Below are 16,766 nucleotides of genomic sequence, written 5' to 3' on the forward strand. Positions count from 1 at the left end.
GGGTGCGAAAATGCACCGCGCGGCGGGGGAGCCTCGCGGTGCTGGCGCCTAGCGGTAGGCGCTGACGCCGGTGATCGTCTTGCCCACGATGAGCGACTGGATCGTGTCGGTGCCCTCGTAGGTGTGCAGCGACTCGATGTCGGCCATATGGCGCATGACGTCGTTCTCGAGCAGGATACCCACGCCGCCGAACATGTCGCGGGCGTTGGCCGCCACGCGGCGTGCGGCGCGGGTGTTGTGCACCTTCGCCAGGGCGGCCTGCTTCTCCGTCAGGGTGCCGGACTCCTCCAGCTCGAGGAGGCGGCGGCAGTACAGGGCCATCGCGGTGACGTCCATGAGCATGTCCGACAGGCGCTGCTGGATGATCTGGTTCTTCACCAGGGGGCGGCCGAACTGGACGCGGCGCTTGGCGTAGTCGAGGGCCTTCTCGTAGCAGTCGATGGCCAGGCCCAGCGCCGTCCACGCCACGCCGAGGCGGGTCCCGCCGAGCACCTTCGCGGTGTCGCGGAAGGAGTTCGCGCCGGGCAGGCGCCGGGAGTCGGGTACTCGGACGTCGTGAAGCTTGATGTGAGCCTGCGGGATGCCGCGCAGCGAGGCCTTGCCGGTGATCGTCTCGGCCTCGTAGCCGGGGGAGTCCTGGTCGACGATGAAGCCGCCGACCTCGCCGTCGTTCATCCGCGCCCACACCACGGCGATGTGGCCCACCGAGCCGTGGCCGATCCACTTCTTCTCGCCGTTGATGACCCACTCGTCACCCTCGCGGGTGGCGGTGGTCTCCAGGCCGATGGAGTCGGAGCCGTGGTCGGGCTCGGTCAGTGCGAAAGCGCCGCGGATTTCCATGCGCGACATCGGGCCGAGGAACTCCTTCTTCTGCTCCTCGGAGCCGCACAGGTTGATCGACTGCATGGCCAGACCCGCTTGCACGATCACGGCGGTGGCGGTGGAGGCGTCGCAGCGCGCGAACTCCATCTCCAGCAGGCGGTTGGCGCGGATGCTCATCGGCCGCTCGCCCTCGATGTCGATGCCGTCGCGGACCAGGCCGCGGCGGGCAGCCTCCTCGACCGCCGGGATGTTGTACTCCGCCTTCTCCCAGGCATCGTTGATGTGGGGGCGGATGGACTCGCAGTAATCGCGGGCCTCCCGCCACCACCGCAGATCCTCGCCGTCAACGTCGGCGAAGACCTGGTAGTAGTCCGTCTGGGGGAGGAGGAGATCCTGGGCGGTCTCGGACATTGGCTGCCTTTCTTTTTCGGTGGGGCGCGTTAGCCGGTGAAGGCGCTGACGCCGGTGATGGACTTGCCCACGATGAGCGACTGCATGGTGTCGGTGCCCTCGTAGGTGTGCAGGGTCTCGGCGTCGGCCATGTGGCGCATGACGTCGTTTTCCAGCAGGATGCCCACGCCGCCGAACATGTCGCGGGCGTTGGCGGCCACGCGGCGCGCGGCGCGGGTGCCGTGGACCTTGGCCAGTGCGGCCTGCTGCTCGGTGATGGTGCCGGCCTCCTCGAGCTCGAGCAGGCGGCGGCAGTACAGGCCGAGAGAGGTGACGTCCATGAGCATGTCGGCGAGGCGCTGCTGGATGATCTGGTTCTTGATCAGCGGGCGGCCGAACTGGACGCGCTCGGAGGCGTACTTGAGGGCCTTCTCGTAGCAGTCGACGGCCAGGCCGAAGGCACTCCACGCCACGCCGATGCGGGTGGACATGAGGACCTTGGCGGTGTCGCGGAAGGAGCGGCAGCCGGGCAGGCGGCGGTCGTCGGAGACGCGGACGTTGTCCAGGGTGATCTCGGCCTGCGGGATGCCGCGCAGGGCGGCCTTGCCGGTGATGGTCGTGCCCGTGTAGCCCTCCTGGTCCTGGTCGACGATGAAGCCGCCGACGTTGCCGTCCTCCATGCGGGCGTAGACCACGGCGATGTGGCCCACGGAGCCGTGGCCGATCCACTTCTTCGCGCCGTTGATCACCCACTCGTCGCCGTCGCGTACCGCGGTGGTCTCCAGGCCGATGGAGTCGGAGCCGTGGTCGGGCTCGGTCAGCGCGAAGGCACCGCGGATCTCCATGCGGGACATGGGCTTGAGGTACTTCGCCTTCTGCTCCTCCGAGCCGAGGGAGGCGATGGACTGCATGGCCAGGCCCGCCTGGACGCCGAGGGCGGTGGCGGTGGACGCGTCGAGGCGGGAGAGCTCGAAGCCGATGAGGCGCTTGGCGCGGATGGACATCTCCGGCTCACCCTCGATGTCGATCCCGTCGCGGACCAGGCCGCGCCGGGCGGCCTCCTCGACGCCGGGGATGTTGTACTCGGCCTTCTCCCAGGCCTCGTTGATGCTGGGACGGGCCCACTCGGCGAACTCGCGGGCCTTCTTCCACCACTCGAGGTCGGCTCCGTCGACGTCGTCGAAGAGGCCGTAGTAGTCGGTGCGGGGGTCGAGCGGGATGCCCTGGAACTCGGTGAACTGGGGTGTGTCGGCCATGGTTACCTCCAAAGGTGTTAGGTGAGTCGTGCTTTCACAGTATTGTGACGCACATCGCACTTAAACGCAACGGATTCGTAGCGCCAATTTTTTCCGGCGCCTTACTCCCCGGGCCAGGGCACCTCGCGCAGCTCTCGGCGCAGGATCTTCCCGGTCGGGTTCTTCGGGATCGCGTCGACGAACTCCACCGCGCGCACCTTCTTGTAGGGGGTCACGCGCTCTGCGACCCAGTCCATGAGCTCCGCGGCGCTGAGCTGCGCGCCGTCCCGCTTCACGACGAACGCGCGCGGGATCTCCAGGCCGTCGCGCTCGGCGCCGACCACGCCGACGTCGTTGACGTCCGGGTGGGTCAGCAGCAGGGCCTCCAGCTCGGCGGGGGCCACCTGGTAGCCCTTGTACTTGATCACCTCCTTGGCACGGTCGATGATGCGCAGGCCGCCGTCCTCGCCGACGCGGGCGATGTCGCCGGTGCGCAGCCAGCCGTCCTGCAGGAGGGTCTTCTCCGTCGCCTCCGGGTTGTCGAGGTAGCCCTGCATGACCTGCGGGCCGCGCACGAGCACCTCGCCCTCCTGGCCCTCCTCGACGTCCTCGAGCGTCTCGATGTCCACGAGGCGGATCTCGGTATTCGGCGCGGGCTTGCCCACGCTGGAGTAGTCGGCGTCGCCGTGCAGGTTGAGCGCCACGAGGGGGGAGGCCTCGGTCATGCCCCAGCCCTGCACCACCTTCGTGCCCAGTCGGTCCTCGACCGCGCGCATGATGGGGGCGTCGATGGGCGCGGCGCTGCTGACCATCAGCTTCGAGTCGGCGAACCAGGTCGGGTCGATCTCCGGGCCCTTCGCCATGGCGATGGCCATCGGGGGCGCGATGAAGGTGAGCTCGATGCCGTGCTTGGCGTGGGCGCCGAGGAAGAGCCCGATGTCGAACTTGGGCATGGTGAAGATGTGGTGGCGGCGGTACAGCGGGCCGAGGAGGAGCACGGTTAGCCCGTAAATGTGGGAGAAGGGCAGCACGCTCAGGGTGTTCGCCCGGCGGCGGATGCCGCTCAGGTCGACCATCGCGTCGACCTGCAGGATGTTGGACACCAGGTTGCCGTGCGAGAGCTGCACCCCCTTCGGCAGCCCGGTCGTGCCGGAGGAGAAGGGGACGGCGGCCATGGAGGCGGGGTCGATGCGCAGCTCCGGGGCCGGGTGGCGGTGCTGCGCAATGGACTGCAGCTCCATGGAAAAGATCTGGGGGACCTGCTCCAGGTCGGTCGGGCCGATGAAGAGCTTGGAGCGCGAGGCGGAGACGATGTGCTCGACGTCCGCCTGGTTCATCAGCATGCCGACGGGGTTGACGGTGGCCTCGGCGCGCATGATGCCGAGAAGGCCGGCCGCGTAGTTGATCGAGTTGGGCACCTGGAGGGTGACCACGTCGCCGGGGCCGATGCCGCGGGAGGCGAGCTCGCCGGCGATCGACTCGGCGTACGCCTTCAACTCGGCGTAGGTCGCCGTCGTCCCCGTGGACAGCTCGGTGATGGCGGGCAGCGCCGCGTCCTCCTCGGTCAGTCCGCCGAAGATGAGGTCGAAGACGTCCGTGTCGGGGATGTCGAGGCTGGGGTAGGGGCTGGGGTAGATCAACGGAACCTCCCGGTATGTGATGTGGATCGCAATGTTCCTACAGGTGTAGCACACGCAATACCGGGCGGGGCATTCTTTCGCTTGCCGACGCCCGTGGCAGCCGCGCCCGGGTCCCGCATCCAGTAATGTGTGCAACCATGACTGAACGCACTCTCATCCTGATCAAGCCGGACGGCGTCGCCAACGGCCACGTCGGCGAGATCATCGCCCGCATCGAGCGCAAGGGCCTCAAGCTCGTCGAGCTGGACCTGCGCACCGCCGATCGCGAGACCGCCGAGAAGCATTACGCCGAGCACAAGGACAAGCCGTTCTTCGGCGAGCTCGTCGACTTCATCACCTCCGCCCCGCTCGTCGCGGGCATCGTCGAGGGCGACTCCGCCATTGCCGCCTGGCGCCAGCTGGCCGGTGGCACCCACCCGGTGGAGAAGGCCACCCCGGGCACGATCCGCGGCGACTTCGCCCTCACCGTCGGCGAGAACGTCGTCCACGGCTCTGACTCCCCGGAGTCCGCCGAGCGCGAGATCGCCATCTGGTTCCCGGGCAAGTAAGCCCCGCCGGGAGATACTCCGAGGGCACCCCGCGCGGGGCGCCCTTTTTTCGTCCCCGCGCCCGCACGCACCTGAGCCGGCGTGAAGCCGGGGTGAAGAGTAGGCGAAAACACCGTGAACCCTGCTTCCAGCGTTTGCGGGCGCCACCCTCCGGCGAGAGATTGATACGCATGTCTTCGCCTTTCCCCTCCCGCTTCTCCCTGCCCCGCCGCCGCTTCCTGCTCGGCTCCGGCGTGGCAGCCGCCACCGCCGCGTCCGCGGCCCTCGCGCCCGCCGCCACCGCGGCCCCCTCCGGCTCCTCGCTCCCGGTCTCTGGCGCGCACCCCCTGCCCGGGGCGCCGGAGTCGACCTACTCGCACTTCATGCACGGCGTCGCCTCGGGCGACCCGACCCCGGAGTCCGTGATCCTTTGGACGCGCGTCACGGTCAGCCCGGACGCGGTGCCCGGCTCCGGCGTCGGCGAGGACGCGCAGGTGCAGTGGGAGGTGGCCACCGCCCCCGACTTCGGCCGGGTGGTGCGCTCCGGCACGGTGGCCGCCACCGCCGTGGCGGACCACACGGTCCACGTCGACCCCCACGGGCTCGAGCCGGCGACGGTCTACTACTACCGCTTCCACTACAACGGGGCCACCTCGCCCGTCGGGCGCACCAAGACGGCCCCGGCCTACGATGCCGAGCTGCCCCAGCTCTCCTTCGCCGTGGCCTCGTGCGCGAACTGGGAGGCCGGCTACTTCGCCGCCTACCGCGACCTGGCCGAGCGGGGCGAGCGCGGCGATGTCGACGCCGTGGTCTTCCTCGGCGACTACATCTACGAGTACGAGACCGGGGGCTTCAGCGGCAAGAGCGGGGTGTCGCGCCCGCACTCGCCGCTCAATGAGACAATCACGCTGGCCGACTACCGCACCCGCCACGGCCGCTACAAGCAGGATCTCAACCTGCAGCGCGCGCACGCCGCCGCGCCGTGGATCGTGGTGTGGGACGACCACGAGACGGCCAACGACGCCTGGAGCGGCGGCGCCGAGAACCACACCGAGGGTGCGGAGGGCCCGTACGCTGCGCGCCGCGACGCGGGGCAGCAGGCGTACTTCGAGTGGCTGCCGGTGCGCGCCACCCGCCCTTCCGAGGGCGGGCACATCTACCGCAGCCTGCAGTTCGGCACCCTGGCCAACCTCACCATGCTCGACCTGCGCACCTACCGCGACCAGCAGACCACCCGCCTCAACGCCTACGAGGACGGTCGCACCATGCTCGGCGGCGAGCAGTTCGAGTGGCTGGCCCGCACGGTGCGCACCTCGACGACGAAGTGGAACGTGATGGGCAACTCGGTGATGGTGGCGCCGATGGTGCTGGGCCAGCTGCCGGAGACAAGCTCGGACGCGGTCCTGGCCAACCAGATGCTCGGCCGCTTCTCCGGCCTGGTCACGGGCCTGCCGCTCAACCCGGACCAGTGGGACGGCTACGCCTCCGCCCGAGCGGAGCTTTTCGACGTCCTCGCGGCCGACGACTCCAACCTCCTCTTCCTCACCGGCGACATCCACAGCGAGTGGGCCAACGCTGTGGTCCACAACGGCGAGGAGATCGGCTGCGAGCTCGTGACGGCGTCGATTAGCGCGCCCAACGTCGACGACTGGGTCACGGAGGCCGTGCGGATTTACACGCCCGAGGACAACCCGGTCTCGCACCTGGCGGAAGGCGCGGTGCGCGGGCTGAACCCGTGGGTCAAGCACCTCGATTTCGACGCGCACGGCTACGCCGTCGCCCGCATCCGCCCCAACGAGGTGGGGATGGAGTACTACCGCGTGGCCGATCTGGAGAACCCGGACTCGGCCGTTTCCCTGGCGGTGTCGAAGGTGTGGCGCGCGGGGGCCGGGTTCGTTTCCTGAACCCGCCGCATGGACGCTCGTCCCAGTTCGTTTTATGTGCCCGGTAGATATAACTTTGTGTGCATACAAAGCGGGATCGGAGATGAGCAACGTGGGTCAAGGCACCGAGCAGGCGCGGGCAGCAACCAAGCGCAAGGCCATTTTGGACGCCGCAAACAGGCTGATGCTGGCCGAGGGCCTGCGCCGCGTGACGCACCGGCAGGTGGCCGCGGCGGCCGGGGTGCCCGTCGGCTCGATCGGATATTATTACTCCAGCCGTGAAAAACTGATCGAGGTCTGCTTCGCGGAATTCCACGCCCGGCGCGTGGAGCTCGCCCACGAGCGCATCGAAGCGGCAGAGGCCGCCGGCGATGGCCCCCGCGACCCAGAGACCGTGGCCGAGGACATCCTCGACATCGCCACCGCCGGCCAGCGCGACGCCCTCGGCGGGCTCATCTTCGCCATCGTCGACGCCTCCCGCGAGCAGGACGCGGAGGGCAGGGAGCGCGTGACGGGGCAGTTCACCGAGTCCATCGAGCTGATCGGCGAGCTCCTGGCGGTCTCCGGCTACGCAACCGTCCCGGCCCGCACCGTCGCCGAGGCGGTCCTGGGCTCCGCGATCATCGGCGCGCAGCTGGGGGAGGACCCCCGCGAGACCGCGCAGGCGGCTCTCCTGAGCATCCTGGACCCCGCCGCCTGACGGGCCCGCGGGGCGCTTGGCGGCGCCCTGTGCCACAATGGGAGCCAGGCTTTGCGGCCGGTGCAGCTCCGCTGCCGTGCTCGGCACGGCGGGCTGCGCCCGGCGCGACGCTGACAAGCTTTCATACACGTCCCCGCAGGGACGGGCACCGCGCGGCGGCGGCGGGAGGAGAAGAAAAGGTCCTCCGCCAGCGCCCGGTCCCGGCCCCGGCGGGCCATATAACAGGAGGGTGCTCGTGGCACAGGGCGACGATTCCACCGCGGAAAACACACAAGAGAACACGAAGAAGACCTCGAAAAAGGTCACGAAAAAGGCCACGAACAAGACCAGGAAGCGGGCTGCCCGGGCGAAGGGCCCGGAGCCGAAGGGGAGCGACGGGCAGCCCGCCGCGTCCTTCGACCGCTCCGCGCTCGGCGAGAAGACGCGCGTGTTCCAGCTGGCTAAGCAGCTCGGCCGACCCTCGAAGGAGCTGGTCGTGGCCCTCAACGAGCTCGGCCTGGTCAAGGTCGCGCAGTCCACGCTGACTCGGGCAGAGGCGGAGCAGCTTCTCGACGCCCTCAGCAGCCCCACCCCCGCGTCCGCCGACTCCGCGCCCGCAGAGGCGGCAGACGCCGACGAGAAGATCCGCCACCGCGTGCGCAAGGACGTGGAGAACGAGATCAACCAGATCGAGGAGAAGGTCGACGCGGAGCTCGAGGCCGCCCGGGCGCATGGGGAGGAGCCGGAGGTAAACGAGGACTCTCCGGAACCGGCGCAGTCCCCGGAGCCGGAGGACGGCCCCTTGACCAACATCGAGCCGGAGATCACCCCCGCCCCGGACGCTCCCGGGGCAGTCGCCTACACGCCGCTGTTCAAGCCCCCGACACGCGCCGAGCGCCGCCGGGCCCGCCGCGCGGCTGACAACGCGGACAGCGTTGACTCTCGCGACACTCACACCGACGCCACGCACGGTGCGGCGGGCTCCGCCCCCGCCGACGCTGAGGCGGGCGCCGGGCACGCGGACGCGCCGGAGGTCGAGGTCATCGACGAGCCGAAGGCGATCAAGGGGTCCTCGCGGCTCGAGGCGCAGCGCCGCCGCCGCGACGAGCGCCGCGAGGAGGGACGCAAGCGCAGCCGCATTGTCTCCCAGGCGGAGTTCCTCGCGCGCCGCGAGTCCGTGGAGCGCACGATGGTGGTCCGCGAGCGCGAGCGCCACGACGGCCCGGGCCGCATCACCCAGGTCGGAGTGCTCGAGGACGGTCTGCTCGTCGAGCACTTCGTCACCTCCGACCAGAACGCCTCGATGATCGGCAACATCTACCTCGGGCGCGTGCAGAACGTGCTGCCGAGCATGGAGGCCGCCTTCATCGACATCGGGCAGGGCCGCAATGGCGTGCTCTACGCCGGAGAGGTGGACTGGAAGGCCGCCGGGCTGGGCGGGCGTTCGCGCCGCATCGAGCAGGCCCTGAAGTCGGGCGACCAGGTCGTGGTCCAGGTGACCAAGGACCCGATCGGCCACAAGGGCGCGCGCCTGACCACCCAGATCTCCCTGGCGGGCCGCTACCTCGTTTACGTTCCCGGCGGGCGCAGCGCGGGGATCTCCCGGAAGCTGCCCGCCCCGGAGCGCAAGCGCCTGAAGGAGATCCTGGCCAAGGTCGTTCCCGGCAAGGGCGGGGCGATCATCCGCACCGCCGCGGAGAACGTCCCGGAGGAGGCCATCGCCGCCGATGTGAACCGCCTGCACACCCAGTGGGAGTCCATCCAGGAAATCGCCGAGAAGGAAAAGAAGAGCAAGGGTGCCAAGCCGGTCACCCTCTACGAGGAGCCGAACCTGCTGATCAAGGTCGTGCGCGACCTGTTCAACGACGACTTCTCCGCCCTCGTCGTCGACGGCAAGCGACCCTGGAACACGGTCAGTGCCTACGTCAACTCCGTCGCCCCCGACCTGGCCGACCGCCTGGAGCGCTTCGACCGCGCCGCCCACGAGGGCCGCGACGCCTTCGAGGTCTACCGGGTGGACGAGCAGATCCAGAAGGCGCTCTCGCGCACCGTCTGGCTGCCGTCCGGCGGCACCCTGGTCATCGACCGCACAGAGGCCATGACCGTTATCGACGTCAACACCGGCAAGTTCACCGGCTCGGGCGGCTCCCTCGAGGAAACCGTGACGCGCAACAACCTGGAGGCGGCCGAGGAGATCGTCCGCCAGATGAGGCTGCGTGACCTCGGCGGCATGATCATCGTCGACTTCATCGACATGATCCTCCCTGAGAACCAGGACCTCGTGCTGCGCCGCCTCAAGGAGGCGCTCGGCCGCGACCGCACGCGCCACCAGGTCTCCGAGGTCACCTCCCTCGGCCTGGTCCAGATGACCCGCAAGCGCCTGGGGACCGGTCTGCTGGAGACCTTCTCCACCCCCTGCGAGTGCTGCGGGGGCCGGGGGCTGGTGCTTTCCGACGACCCCGTCGACGCCGACACCAGGGGAGAGGCAAGGGCAGAGGAGCGCCGCCACAAGCCCGAGCAGCGCCCCGCCGAGGCCCCGGCGCAGCCCGCGAAGAAGGAGAAGCGCCGCGACATCGCCCTCGACGAGGACGCCCTGCGCGAGCTGGCCGACTCCGTGGTTGGCGGAGAGTCGGAGCCCGAGACGGAGCGCAATGCAGAGTCGAAGGCTGAGCCCGAGGCCGAAGATCCCCAGGCGCGCGAGTCTCAGCCTCGGGGCCGCCGCCGCGGTCGGCGCGGGGGGAGCCGGGGCCGGGGCCGCGAGGAAACCCCCGCGAAGGACACGAAACGGGAGGAAGCCCCCGCCCCCGCAGAGCAGAACAAGGGCGCGTCCTACGAGGAGGCGCTGCAGGAGTTCGAGTCCTCGCCGCGCAGGAAGCGGCGCACTCGGGGCAACTCCCGCTCCGACCACGCTCCGCGCCGCGAGGACTTCGAGGCTCCCGCCGCGCAGCAGCCTGCTGCGGAGAAACCCGCCGCGCAGGAGCCGAAGCAGGTGGAGGAGAAGCGCGAGGCCGCAGACAAGCCCGCCGCCCGGACGGGTGGCAAGGGCCGGCGGCGCGCCGTTCGCCGCTCCAACGCTTCCGTGCAGGCTGTCCCCGAGGCGAAGGCCGCTGAGCCGCGTGCCGAGGAGACAGCGGAGCGCGGGAAGGGTGCGAGGCAGCAGCGATCCGCTGAGTCGCCGAAGTCGCAGAAGCCCCAGCAGCCCCAGAAGGCCGCGGACCCCCGCGGAAGGGGCCGGAGGAGGGCGACGCGGCGGAGGACGTCGTAAAGCGTGCGCTCCACTTATTTGCTGTTTCCCAAGGTGGCGTAGTACCCTTTGACAGTCGCTGTTTTGGGGCGTGCGCGCCTCGTTGCCCAAGCATGCGGGCACGGCGCCTGAACGAGGCCCCAAAACGCCAATAACCACTGTTCCACACCGTTTCCGCAGCATGCCGGGAACGTACGAGATGAGATAAGGGGTAACCCTCTATGTACGCGATCGTCAAGACCGGCGGCAAGCAGTACAAGGTTGCCGAAGGCGACCTGGTCAAGGTCGAGAAGATCGAGGGTGAAGCTGGCGCGAAGGTTGCGCTCACCCCGATCCTTCTCGTCGATGGCGCAGATGTCACCGCCGGCGCAGATGCACTGTCCAAGGTCAACGTTGAGGCCGAGATCGTCGAGCACGGCAAGGGCAAGAAGATCGACATCCTCAAGTACAAGAACAAGACCGGCTACAAGGTCCGCCAGGGCCACCGCCAGCCGCAGACCACCATCAAGATCACCGGAATCAAGTAAAGCCCTTAAGGAGATAAAGACATGGCACACAAGAAGGGTGCATCCAGCTCCTCGAACGGTCGTGACTCTGAGTCCAAGCGCCTCGGTGTGAAGCGCTTCGGTGGCCAGCAGGTCAAGGCCGGCGAGATCCTCGTCCGCCAGCGCGGCACCAAGTTCCACCCGGGCGACAACGTCGGTCGCGGCGGCGACGACACCCTGTTCGCCCTCGCAGCTGGCGCCGTCCAGTTCGGCATCAAGAAGAACCGTCGCATCGTCAACATCGTCCCCGCCGACGGTGAGGGCGTGGCCTCCGAGGTTCTCGAGGCGGCCGAGGCCGCAGGCGTTGTCGAGGAGGCAACGGCTTAAGGCACTGTCGCCGGTTGAGGGGCGCCGTGGACCGATGTGGTCTCGGCGCCCCTCATTTCTCGATGCCCACCCGGTCTGCCGGCGGCGGTAGTGTGGGAAACCCGATCCGAACCCAGAAAGGCGAGCTCCATGGCACAGTTCGTTGACCGCGCTCTGCTGCACCTGCAGGCAGGCGACGGCGGGCACGGCTGCGTGTCCGTCCACCGCGAAAAGTTCAAGCCCCTCGGGGGACCCGACGGCGGCAACGGCGGGCACGGCGGCGACATCGTCTTCGAGGTTTCCCCGCAAGTGCACACCCTGCTGGACTTCCAGTTCCGCCCGCACCTGAAGGCGAAGCGCGGAAACAACGGCGAAGGCGACCACCGCAACGGCGCCCGCGGGGAGGACCTCGTGCTGGAGGTTCCCGTGGGCACGGTCGTGCGCTCCGCGGATGGCGAGATCCTCGCGGACCTAACGGTGCCGGGCACCAGGTTCATCGCTGCGGAGGGCGGCTACGGCGGCCTGGGCAACGCGGCGCTGGCGACGGCGAAGCGCAAGGCGCCCGGTTTCGCCCTGAAGGGCGAGCCCGGCGAGGCCCACGACCTCATCCTCGAGCTGAAGTCCATGGCCGACGTCGGCCTGGTGGGTTTCCCCTCCGCGGGCAAGTCCTCGCTGATTTCTGTGCTGTCCGCGGCCAAGCCAAAGATCGCCGACTACCCGTTCACCACCCTGCAGCCCAACCTGGGCGTGGTGAACGTGGACAACGACACCTTCACCATCGCCGACGTGCCGGGGCTCATCCCCGGGGCGAGCCAGGGCAAAGGCCTGGGCCTCGACTTCCTGCGCCACATCGAGCGCACGGCCGTCCTCGCCCACGTGGTCGACGTGGCGACGATGGAGCCGGGCCGCGACCCAGTCTCGGATATCGAGGCGATGGAGGCCGAGCTCGCCGCCTACGCCGATGAGCTGGACCTGGATTCGGGCCTCGGCGACCTGCGGGAGCGCCCGCGCATCATCGTGCTGAACAAGATGGACGTCCCCGAGGCCCGCGAGCTGGCGGACTTCCTCGACGAGGACATCCGGGAGCGCTTCGGCTGGCCGGTGTACACGATCTCCACTGCGACCCGTGAGGGTCTCAACGAGCTGAAATGGGCGCTGTGGGAGATCGTGCGCCGCTCCCACAGGGCCCGCCCGCGCGCCGCCGCGGCGGCGACGCCCGAGGTGATCCGCCCGCGCGCGGTCGACGCCCCGCGTTCCGGCGGTGTCGAGGTCGCCCCGGACCCGGATTTCCCGGGTGGCTGGATCGTCACCGGGGAGAAGGCCGAGCGGTGGATCCGTCAGACGGACTTCGAAAACGACGAGGCCGTGGGCTACCTCTCGGACCGCCTCAACAAGGCGGGCGTGGAGGACCAACTGCGCAAGCTGGGTGCCCACGAGGGCGACACGGTGACGATCGGCGAGATCTCCTTCGACTGGGAGCCGTCAATCGGCGGCGACCCGACCATGGCTGGGCGTGGACGCGACGCTCGCCTGGGCGGGACCGGCCGCGCGTCCGCGGCTGAGCGCAAGCGTGCCTCCCAGGCCCGTCGTGGGCTTATCGACGAGTTCGATTACGGCGAGGGCCAAGAAGCCGACCGCGAGCGTTGGCAGGGATAACTACGTTAAACACTGGGGTACCCACGCTCTGGAAGACATCGGGTTCGTCTTCACCATCGGTAGCGGCCTGCGGTGAGCAGGCCGCACGGTGACGGAGTGCACGGACACGGACCAAACCCGCTAGGCCGCGGCCACGTTTTCCTCCAGCTCCTCCTCGATGTCCTCAGAGAGGCCGTAGCTTTCCTTGCGGGGTAGAGCATGGGTGGGGTCGTTGCGCCGGCGCTCCACCGTGGCCCCTAGCGCCAGGCACGCGATCCCCACGAGCAGCCACCCGACGAGAAGGGTGACGGGGTGGGTCAGCGACAGCTGGGGGAAGTAGGCGATGTTCTTCGTGGCGTCGATGAATCCGGCGCCGATCCAGAACTCGTTGACGGTGCGGAAGAACGCATTCTGCAGCTCGGGGCCGAATACTCCTCCCGAGGACGTGAAGTTGAGGCCCACGAACATGCTCGCGTAGGTGAGTGTGCAGAATCGGCCCAGGAGCGGGTGCAGGCCGACGCCGAAGAAGATGATCGCCATGGAGTAGAGCAAAGACAGCGCCCACGTGGAGGGAGCGTGGCCGTCGAAAAGCCCGAAGATCGTGGTCGCCGCGAGAAGGAAAATGGATGCGATGCTGACCGCCGCCACGGTGGCAAGCGCGATGCGCATCCGAAAGCGCTGGTGGACGCCGGAGGCGCCGATGGCGATGGACGTTGCGTAGGAGCCCACGGAGAGGGCAACCATGTAGAAGAAGCTGTTCTGCCCGACTGGGTCATTCTGGGCCAGAGGCACGACGTCATCGATTGAGAGGGGCTTTCCCTCCACCAGCGCCACCTGCTGGAACTCTTTGACGACCACGTCTGACGTCGTCGCGGAGGCGGCGGGCGCGGTGAGAACGGTATCCCTGTCGGGGCCGGGGATGTAGGCGCCCGCGATCTCCCGGGCCTGCAGGAGGTGCACCGCTTCGTCACGGCTGTCGACGGTGCGGAGGTGAAACCCGTCACTCAGGGCGGAAGTGACGCTGTCCTCGATGGGGGCCGTGGCGACCACAGCCAGCTCGAGGTTGCGCGGGGCCGGGTTGTGGAAGCCCCCGAGGTAGAGCAAAAGCATGATGAACGCCATTAAGGAGGACAATCCGGCCGCCTCTAGGACTGGCCGGACTGGGGGGAGTGACGTGGTCGGGGTGGAGATCGATGACATGGAAACCTCGGATGGAGTTGTATAATGCAACTGATATGCTAGAGCATCGCCGGAAAGGGTGCAATGAGGGGTCACGACCTATCAGCTCGTACGATGGAGGAGGTGCGGGCCCTGGTGAAGAAGGTTCGCGGCGCGCGGATCGCCCACAACATGCGGATTACGTACAACGAATCCCTGATCTTGTCGACGATCCGGGGTAACCCGGGGATCACGGCCAAGGACCTCGCCGCCCAGCTGCAATCGGACAAGTCGACCATCAGCAGGCAGGTCGCGCAGCTCGAGGGCAAGGGGTACCTCGAGCGGCGGAAGAGAAGCGGCAACCACCGGATGCACGACCTCCTCCTCACCGACGGGGGCCTGGCCACCCTCGCGGAGGCGGATGAAACGTGGATAAGCATCGTCGAGGAAAAGCAGGCGGGCTGGACCGAGCGGGAACGGCTGGATTTTCTCAGGCTGCTGGTCAAGTACAACGGCTCCAGCTAAGGTGAAAGGCCGGCGACGGCCTCGGCGACCCGCAGGATACACTTTGCGCATGGACCAGGAGATGACGCAGGATCAGCTACGCCGCCATGTCGCCACTGCCCGCAGGGTCGTGGTAAAGGTCGGGACCTCGTCGCTGGTCAACCCGGATTTCTCGGTCAGCCGGGAAAAAATCGACCGCATTGTCGACGCCCTTGAGGCACGCATGTCCGCAGGCAGCGACGTCATCGTTGTTTCCTCAGGCGCCATAGCGGCCGGGATGGCGCCTCTTGGTCTGAAGGCGCGCCCGCGGGATTTAGCCACCAGCCAGGCGGCGGCCGCGGTGGGGCAGGTGCATCTCGCGCAGGCTTGGGGTGAGTCTTTCACGCGTTACGGGCGCGCCATTGGTCAGGTGCTGCTGACCCAGGCGGACGCCGGACGGCGTGACCGGGCGCGCAACGCCCAGCGGACGATCGACCGGCTGCGCCAGCTGGGAACGGTGCCCATCGTGAACGAGAACGACACCGTTGCTACGTCGGAGATGCGCTTCGGAGACAACGATAGGCTGTCGGCGATCGTGGCCACGCTCGTGTCGGCGGACGCCCTGGTGCTTCTCTCCGACGTGGACGGGCTCTACGACCGCCCGCCCTCGGACCCCCAGGCGCGCTTCGTCGGGGAGGTGCGCAGCGGAAACGACCTGCAGGACGTCGCCGCTGGCGACGGCGGGCGCCTGGGCACCGGGGGGATGGCGGCCAAGGTCTCCGCGGCCCGCCTGGCGGCGCGCGGGGGTGTACCCGTGCTGCTCACGTCCGCAGAACGCATCTCCGACGCGCTCACCACCGCGGACGTGGGCACCGTCTTCCACACCCGCCCGTCCTCGCGGCTGTCCGCGTGGAAGTTCTGGGCGCTCTACGCTGCGGACGCCGAGGGAGTGCTGCGCCTTGACGCAGGCGCGGTGCAGGCCGTGACGGGCGGCGGCACATCCCTGCTTGCCGTGGGCATCACCGAGATTGAGGGCGACTTCCACCGCGGGGACATCGTCGAGATCCTCGGTCCCGACGGCGAGACCATCGGGAGGGGCGAGGTCGCCTACGATGCCCCCGAGCTGCAGCTCATGCTGGGCAAGCAGACCGGGGATCTCGACCTCAGCCAGCGCCGCCCCGTCGTCCACGCCGATTACCTGTCGAACTATGCCTCGCGAGTGTAGGTGGGAGAACTCCCCTACATTGGTGGGCATGAAATACGCATTCCTTCCCCGGCCCTGGGACCAGACCGTCGCGGACCTCCAGCGCGCCGGGCACACCCTCGTCGACCTCGACGGTCATCCCGATATGCTCGTATTCAGTGGCGGCCCGGACGACTTTCCCGACGAGCTGCCCGACAGTGTCAGGGTGGTGCAGGTCTGTTACGCGGGCATCGAGGCCCTGGTTGAGGCGGGCACGCTCGCCGGCCCCGCCGCCCGCGGCGTGCGCTGGGCCAACGCGAAGGGGCTCTACGACGACACCGTCGCCGAGTCGGCGCTCGCGCTCCTGCTCGCGGTTCTCCACCGGCACAGGCAGGTGCGCCGCGAGTGGAACCAGCGGGAGTTGTTCGGCACGACGGATTACCTCTTCGACGGCAAGAAGCTCGCCCTGATCGGCGCCGGGGGCATCGGCGCGAAGCTGATCCGCCTGCTCGAGCCGTTGGGGGTGGAGGTGATCGCGGTGAATCGATCCGGCGAGCCCGTGGAGGGCGCCGCGCGCACCGTGGCGATGTCGGATCCGTCCTTCCCCGCGGTGTGGGAGGAGGCCGACTGCTTCGTGCTGCTCGCCCCGCTGACGGAGGAGACCCGGCACATGGTGGGCGCAAAGGAGCTGGGCCGGATGAAGGGCTCGGCGGTGGTGGTCAACGTGGGGCGCGGCCCGCTCGTCGACACCGAGGCGCTTGCCGACGCCCTGAGCAGCCACTCCATCGCCGGGGCCGGCCTGGACGTCACTGAGCCGGAGCCCTTGCCGGCGCACCACCGCCTGTGGGACCTCGACAACTGCGTGATCACCCCGCACACGGCCAACATCCCGCGCTACATGAAGTCGCGCGTGGGTGCCCTGGCGGAGGAGAACTGGCGGCTCTACGCCGCGGGGGAGAGGATGCGCACCGAGGTGGACGTGGACAAGGGGTACTGAGAGAGCAGGGCGCGTCCGGGGCGCGGCTATGCTGTGTGC

The 16,766-nt window shown here is 68.8% G+C and carries 14 protein-coding genes; 10 read left to right on the plus strand and 4 right to left on the minus strand.

The genetic code is table 11. The features are described 5' to 3' along the window. Positions 1-48: 48 nt before the first annotated feature. The 3 genes from DYZ02_RS09460 to DYZ02_RS09470 form a co-directional block, all read right to left on the minus strand. Positions 49-1,233 (minus strand): acyl-CoA dehydrogenase family protein, encoded by a 1,185-nt coding sequence (locus tag DYZ02_RS09460; protein WP_115686012.1) that lies wholly within the window; start codon positions 1,231-1,233, stop codon positions 49-51. A gap of 29 nt (positions 1,234-1,262) precedes the next feature. Further along, positions 1,263-2,468 carry an acyl-CoA dehydrogenase family protein gene (locus DYZ02_RS09465; protein ID WP_115686013.1) on the minus strand — a complete coding sequence of 402 codons (1,206 nt, stop codon included), beginning with the start codon at positions 2,466-2,468 and terminating at the stop codon, positions 1,263-1,265. A 101-nt stretch (positions 2,469-2,569) separates the two neighbouring features. Further along, on the minus strand, positions 2,570-4,087 hold the full coding sequence (locus tag DYZ02_RS09470) for an AMP-binding protein (RefSeq protein WP_181896943.1): 1,518 nt from the start codon (positions 4,085-4,087) through the stop codon (positions 2,570-2,572). A gap of 137 nt (positions 4,088-4,224) precedes the next feature. On the opposite strand from DYZ02_RS09470, the gene ndk reads away from it, so the two are divergent. The 7 genes from ndk (at position 4,225) to obgE (ending at position 12,927) form a co-directional block, all read left to right on the plus strand. After that, positions 4,225-4,635, plus strand: a complete 411-nt coding sequence (gene ndk / locus DYZ02_RS09475; RefSeq protein WP_115686015.1) for a nucleoside-diphosphate kinase — start codon at positions 4,225-4,227, stop codon at positions 4,633-4,635. Positions 4,636-4,805: 170 nt separating this feature from the next. Beyond that, the gene (locus tag DYZ02_RS09480; protein ID WP_115686016.1) at positions 4,806-6,518 is read left to right on the plus strand and encodes an alkaline phosphatase D family protein; all 1,713 of its coding nucleotides are present in this window, start codon (positions 4,806-4,808) and stop codon (positions 6,516-6,518) included. Positions 6,519-6,600: 82 nt separating this feature from the next. Continuing rightward, the gene (locus DYZ02_RS09485) at positions 6,601-7,197 is read left to right on the plus strand and encodes a TetR/AcrR family transcriptional regulator (RefSeq protein ID WP_181896944.1); all 597 of its coding nucleotides are present in this window, start codon (positions 6,601-6,603) and stop codon (positions 7,195-7,197) included. 427 nt (positions 7,198-7,624) lie between these two features. After that, positions 7,625-10,441 (plus strand): translation initiation factor IF-2 N-terminal domain-containing protein, encoded by a 2,817-nt coding sequence (locus DYZ02_RS09490; protein ID WP_245945882.1) that lies wholly within the window; start codon positions 7,625-7,627, stop codon positions 10,439-10,441. Positions 10,442-10,641: 200 nt separating this feature from the next. Further along, positions 10,642-10,947: a 50S ribosomal protein L21 gene (gene rplU / locus DYZ02_RS09495; protein ID WP_115686019.1), complete on the plus strand. Its 306-nt coding sequence runs from the start codon at positions 10,642-10,644 to the stop codon at positions 10,945-10,947. Between the two features lie 21 nt (positions 10,948-10,968). After that, positions 10,969-11,292, plus strand: coding sequence for a 50S ribosomal protein L27 (rpmA, locus tag DYZ02_RS09500; RefSeq protein ID WP_115686020.1), 324 nt, complete (start codon positions 10,969-10,971; stop codon positions 11,290-11,292). 129 nt (positions 11,293-11,421) lie between these two features. Next, entirely contained in the window at positions 11,422-12,927 is a 1,506-nt protein-coding gene (obgE, locus tag DYZ02_RS09505) for a GTPase ObgE (RefSeq protein ID WP_115686021.1), read from the plus strand. A gap of 120 nt (positions 12,928-13,047) precedes the next feature. Here the strand turns inward: obgE and DYZ02_RS09510 are convergent, their stop codons facing one another. After that, positions 13,048-14,016 carry an ABC-2 transporter permease gene (locus DYZ02_RS09510; RefSeq protein ID WP_147291504.1) on the minus strand — a complete coding sequence of 323 codons (969 nt, stop codon included), beginning with the start codon at positions 14,014-14,016 and terminating at the stop codon, positions 13,048-13,050. Between the two features lie 183 nt (positions 14,017-14,199). Between DYZ02_RS09510 and DYZ02_RS09515 the strand changes: the two genes are divergently transcribed. From DYZ02_RS09515 to DYZ02_RS09525, 3 genes are read left to right on the plus strand one after another with little or no spacing between them, the layout of a single operon-like run. Then, entirely contained in the window at positions 14,200-14,589 is a 390-nt protein-coding gene (locus DYZ02_RS09515; protein ID WP_181896945.1) for a MarR family winged helix-turn-helix transcriptional regulator, read from the plus strand. A 49-nt stretch (positions 14,590-14,638) separates the two neighbouring features. Beyond that, positions 14,639-15,772: a glutamate 5-kinase gene (gene proB, locus DYZ02_RS09520; RefSeq protein ID WP_115686024.1), complete on the plus strand. Its 1,134-nt coding sequence runs from the start codon at positions 14,639-14,641 to the stop codon at positions 15,770-15,772. A gap of 28 nt (positions 15,773-15,800) precedes the next feature. Then, on the plus strand, positions 15,801-16,727 hold the full coding sequence (locus DYZ02_RS09525) for a D-isomer specific 2-hydroxyacid dehydrogenase family protein (RefSeq protein ID WP_115686025.1): 927 nt from the start codon (positions 15,801-15,803) through the stop codon (positions 16,725-16,727). Positions 16,728-16,766 lie beyond the last annotated feature (39 nt).

It is taken from the genome of Corynebacterium senegalense, assembly GCF_900411315.1.
GTDB lineage: Bacteria > Actinomycetota > Actinomycetes > Mycobacteriales > Mycobacteriaceae > Corynebacterium > Corynebacterium senegalense.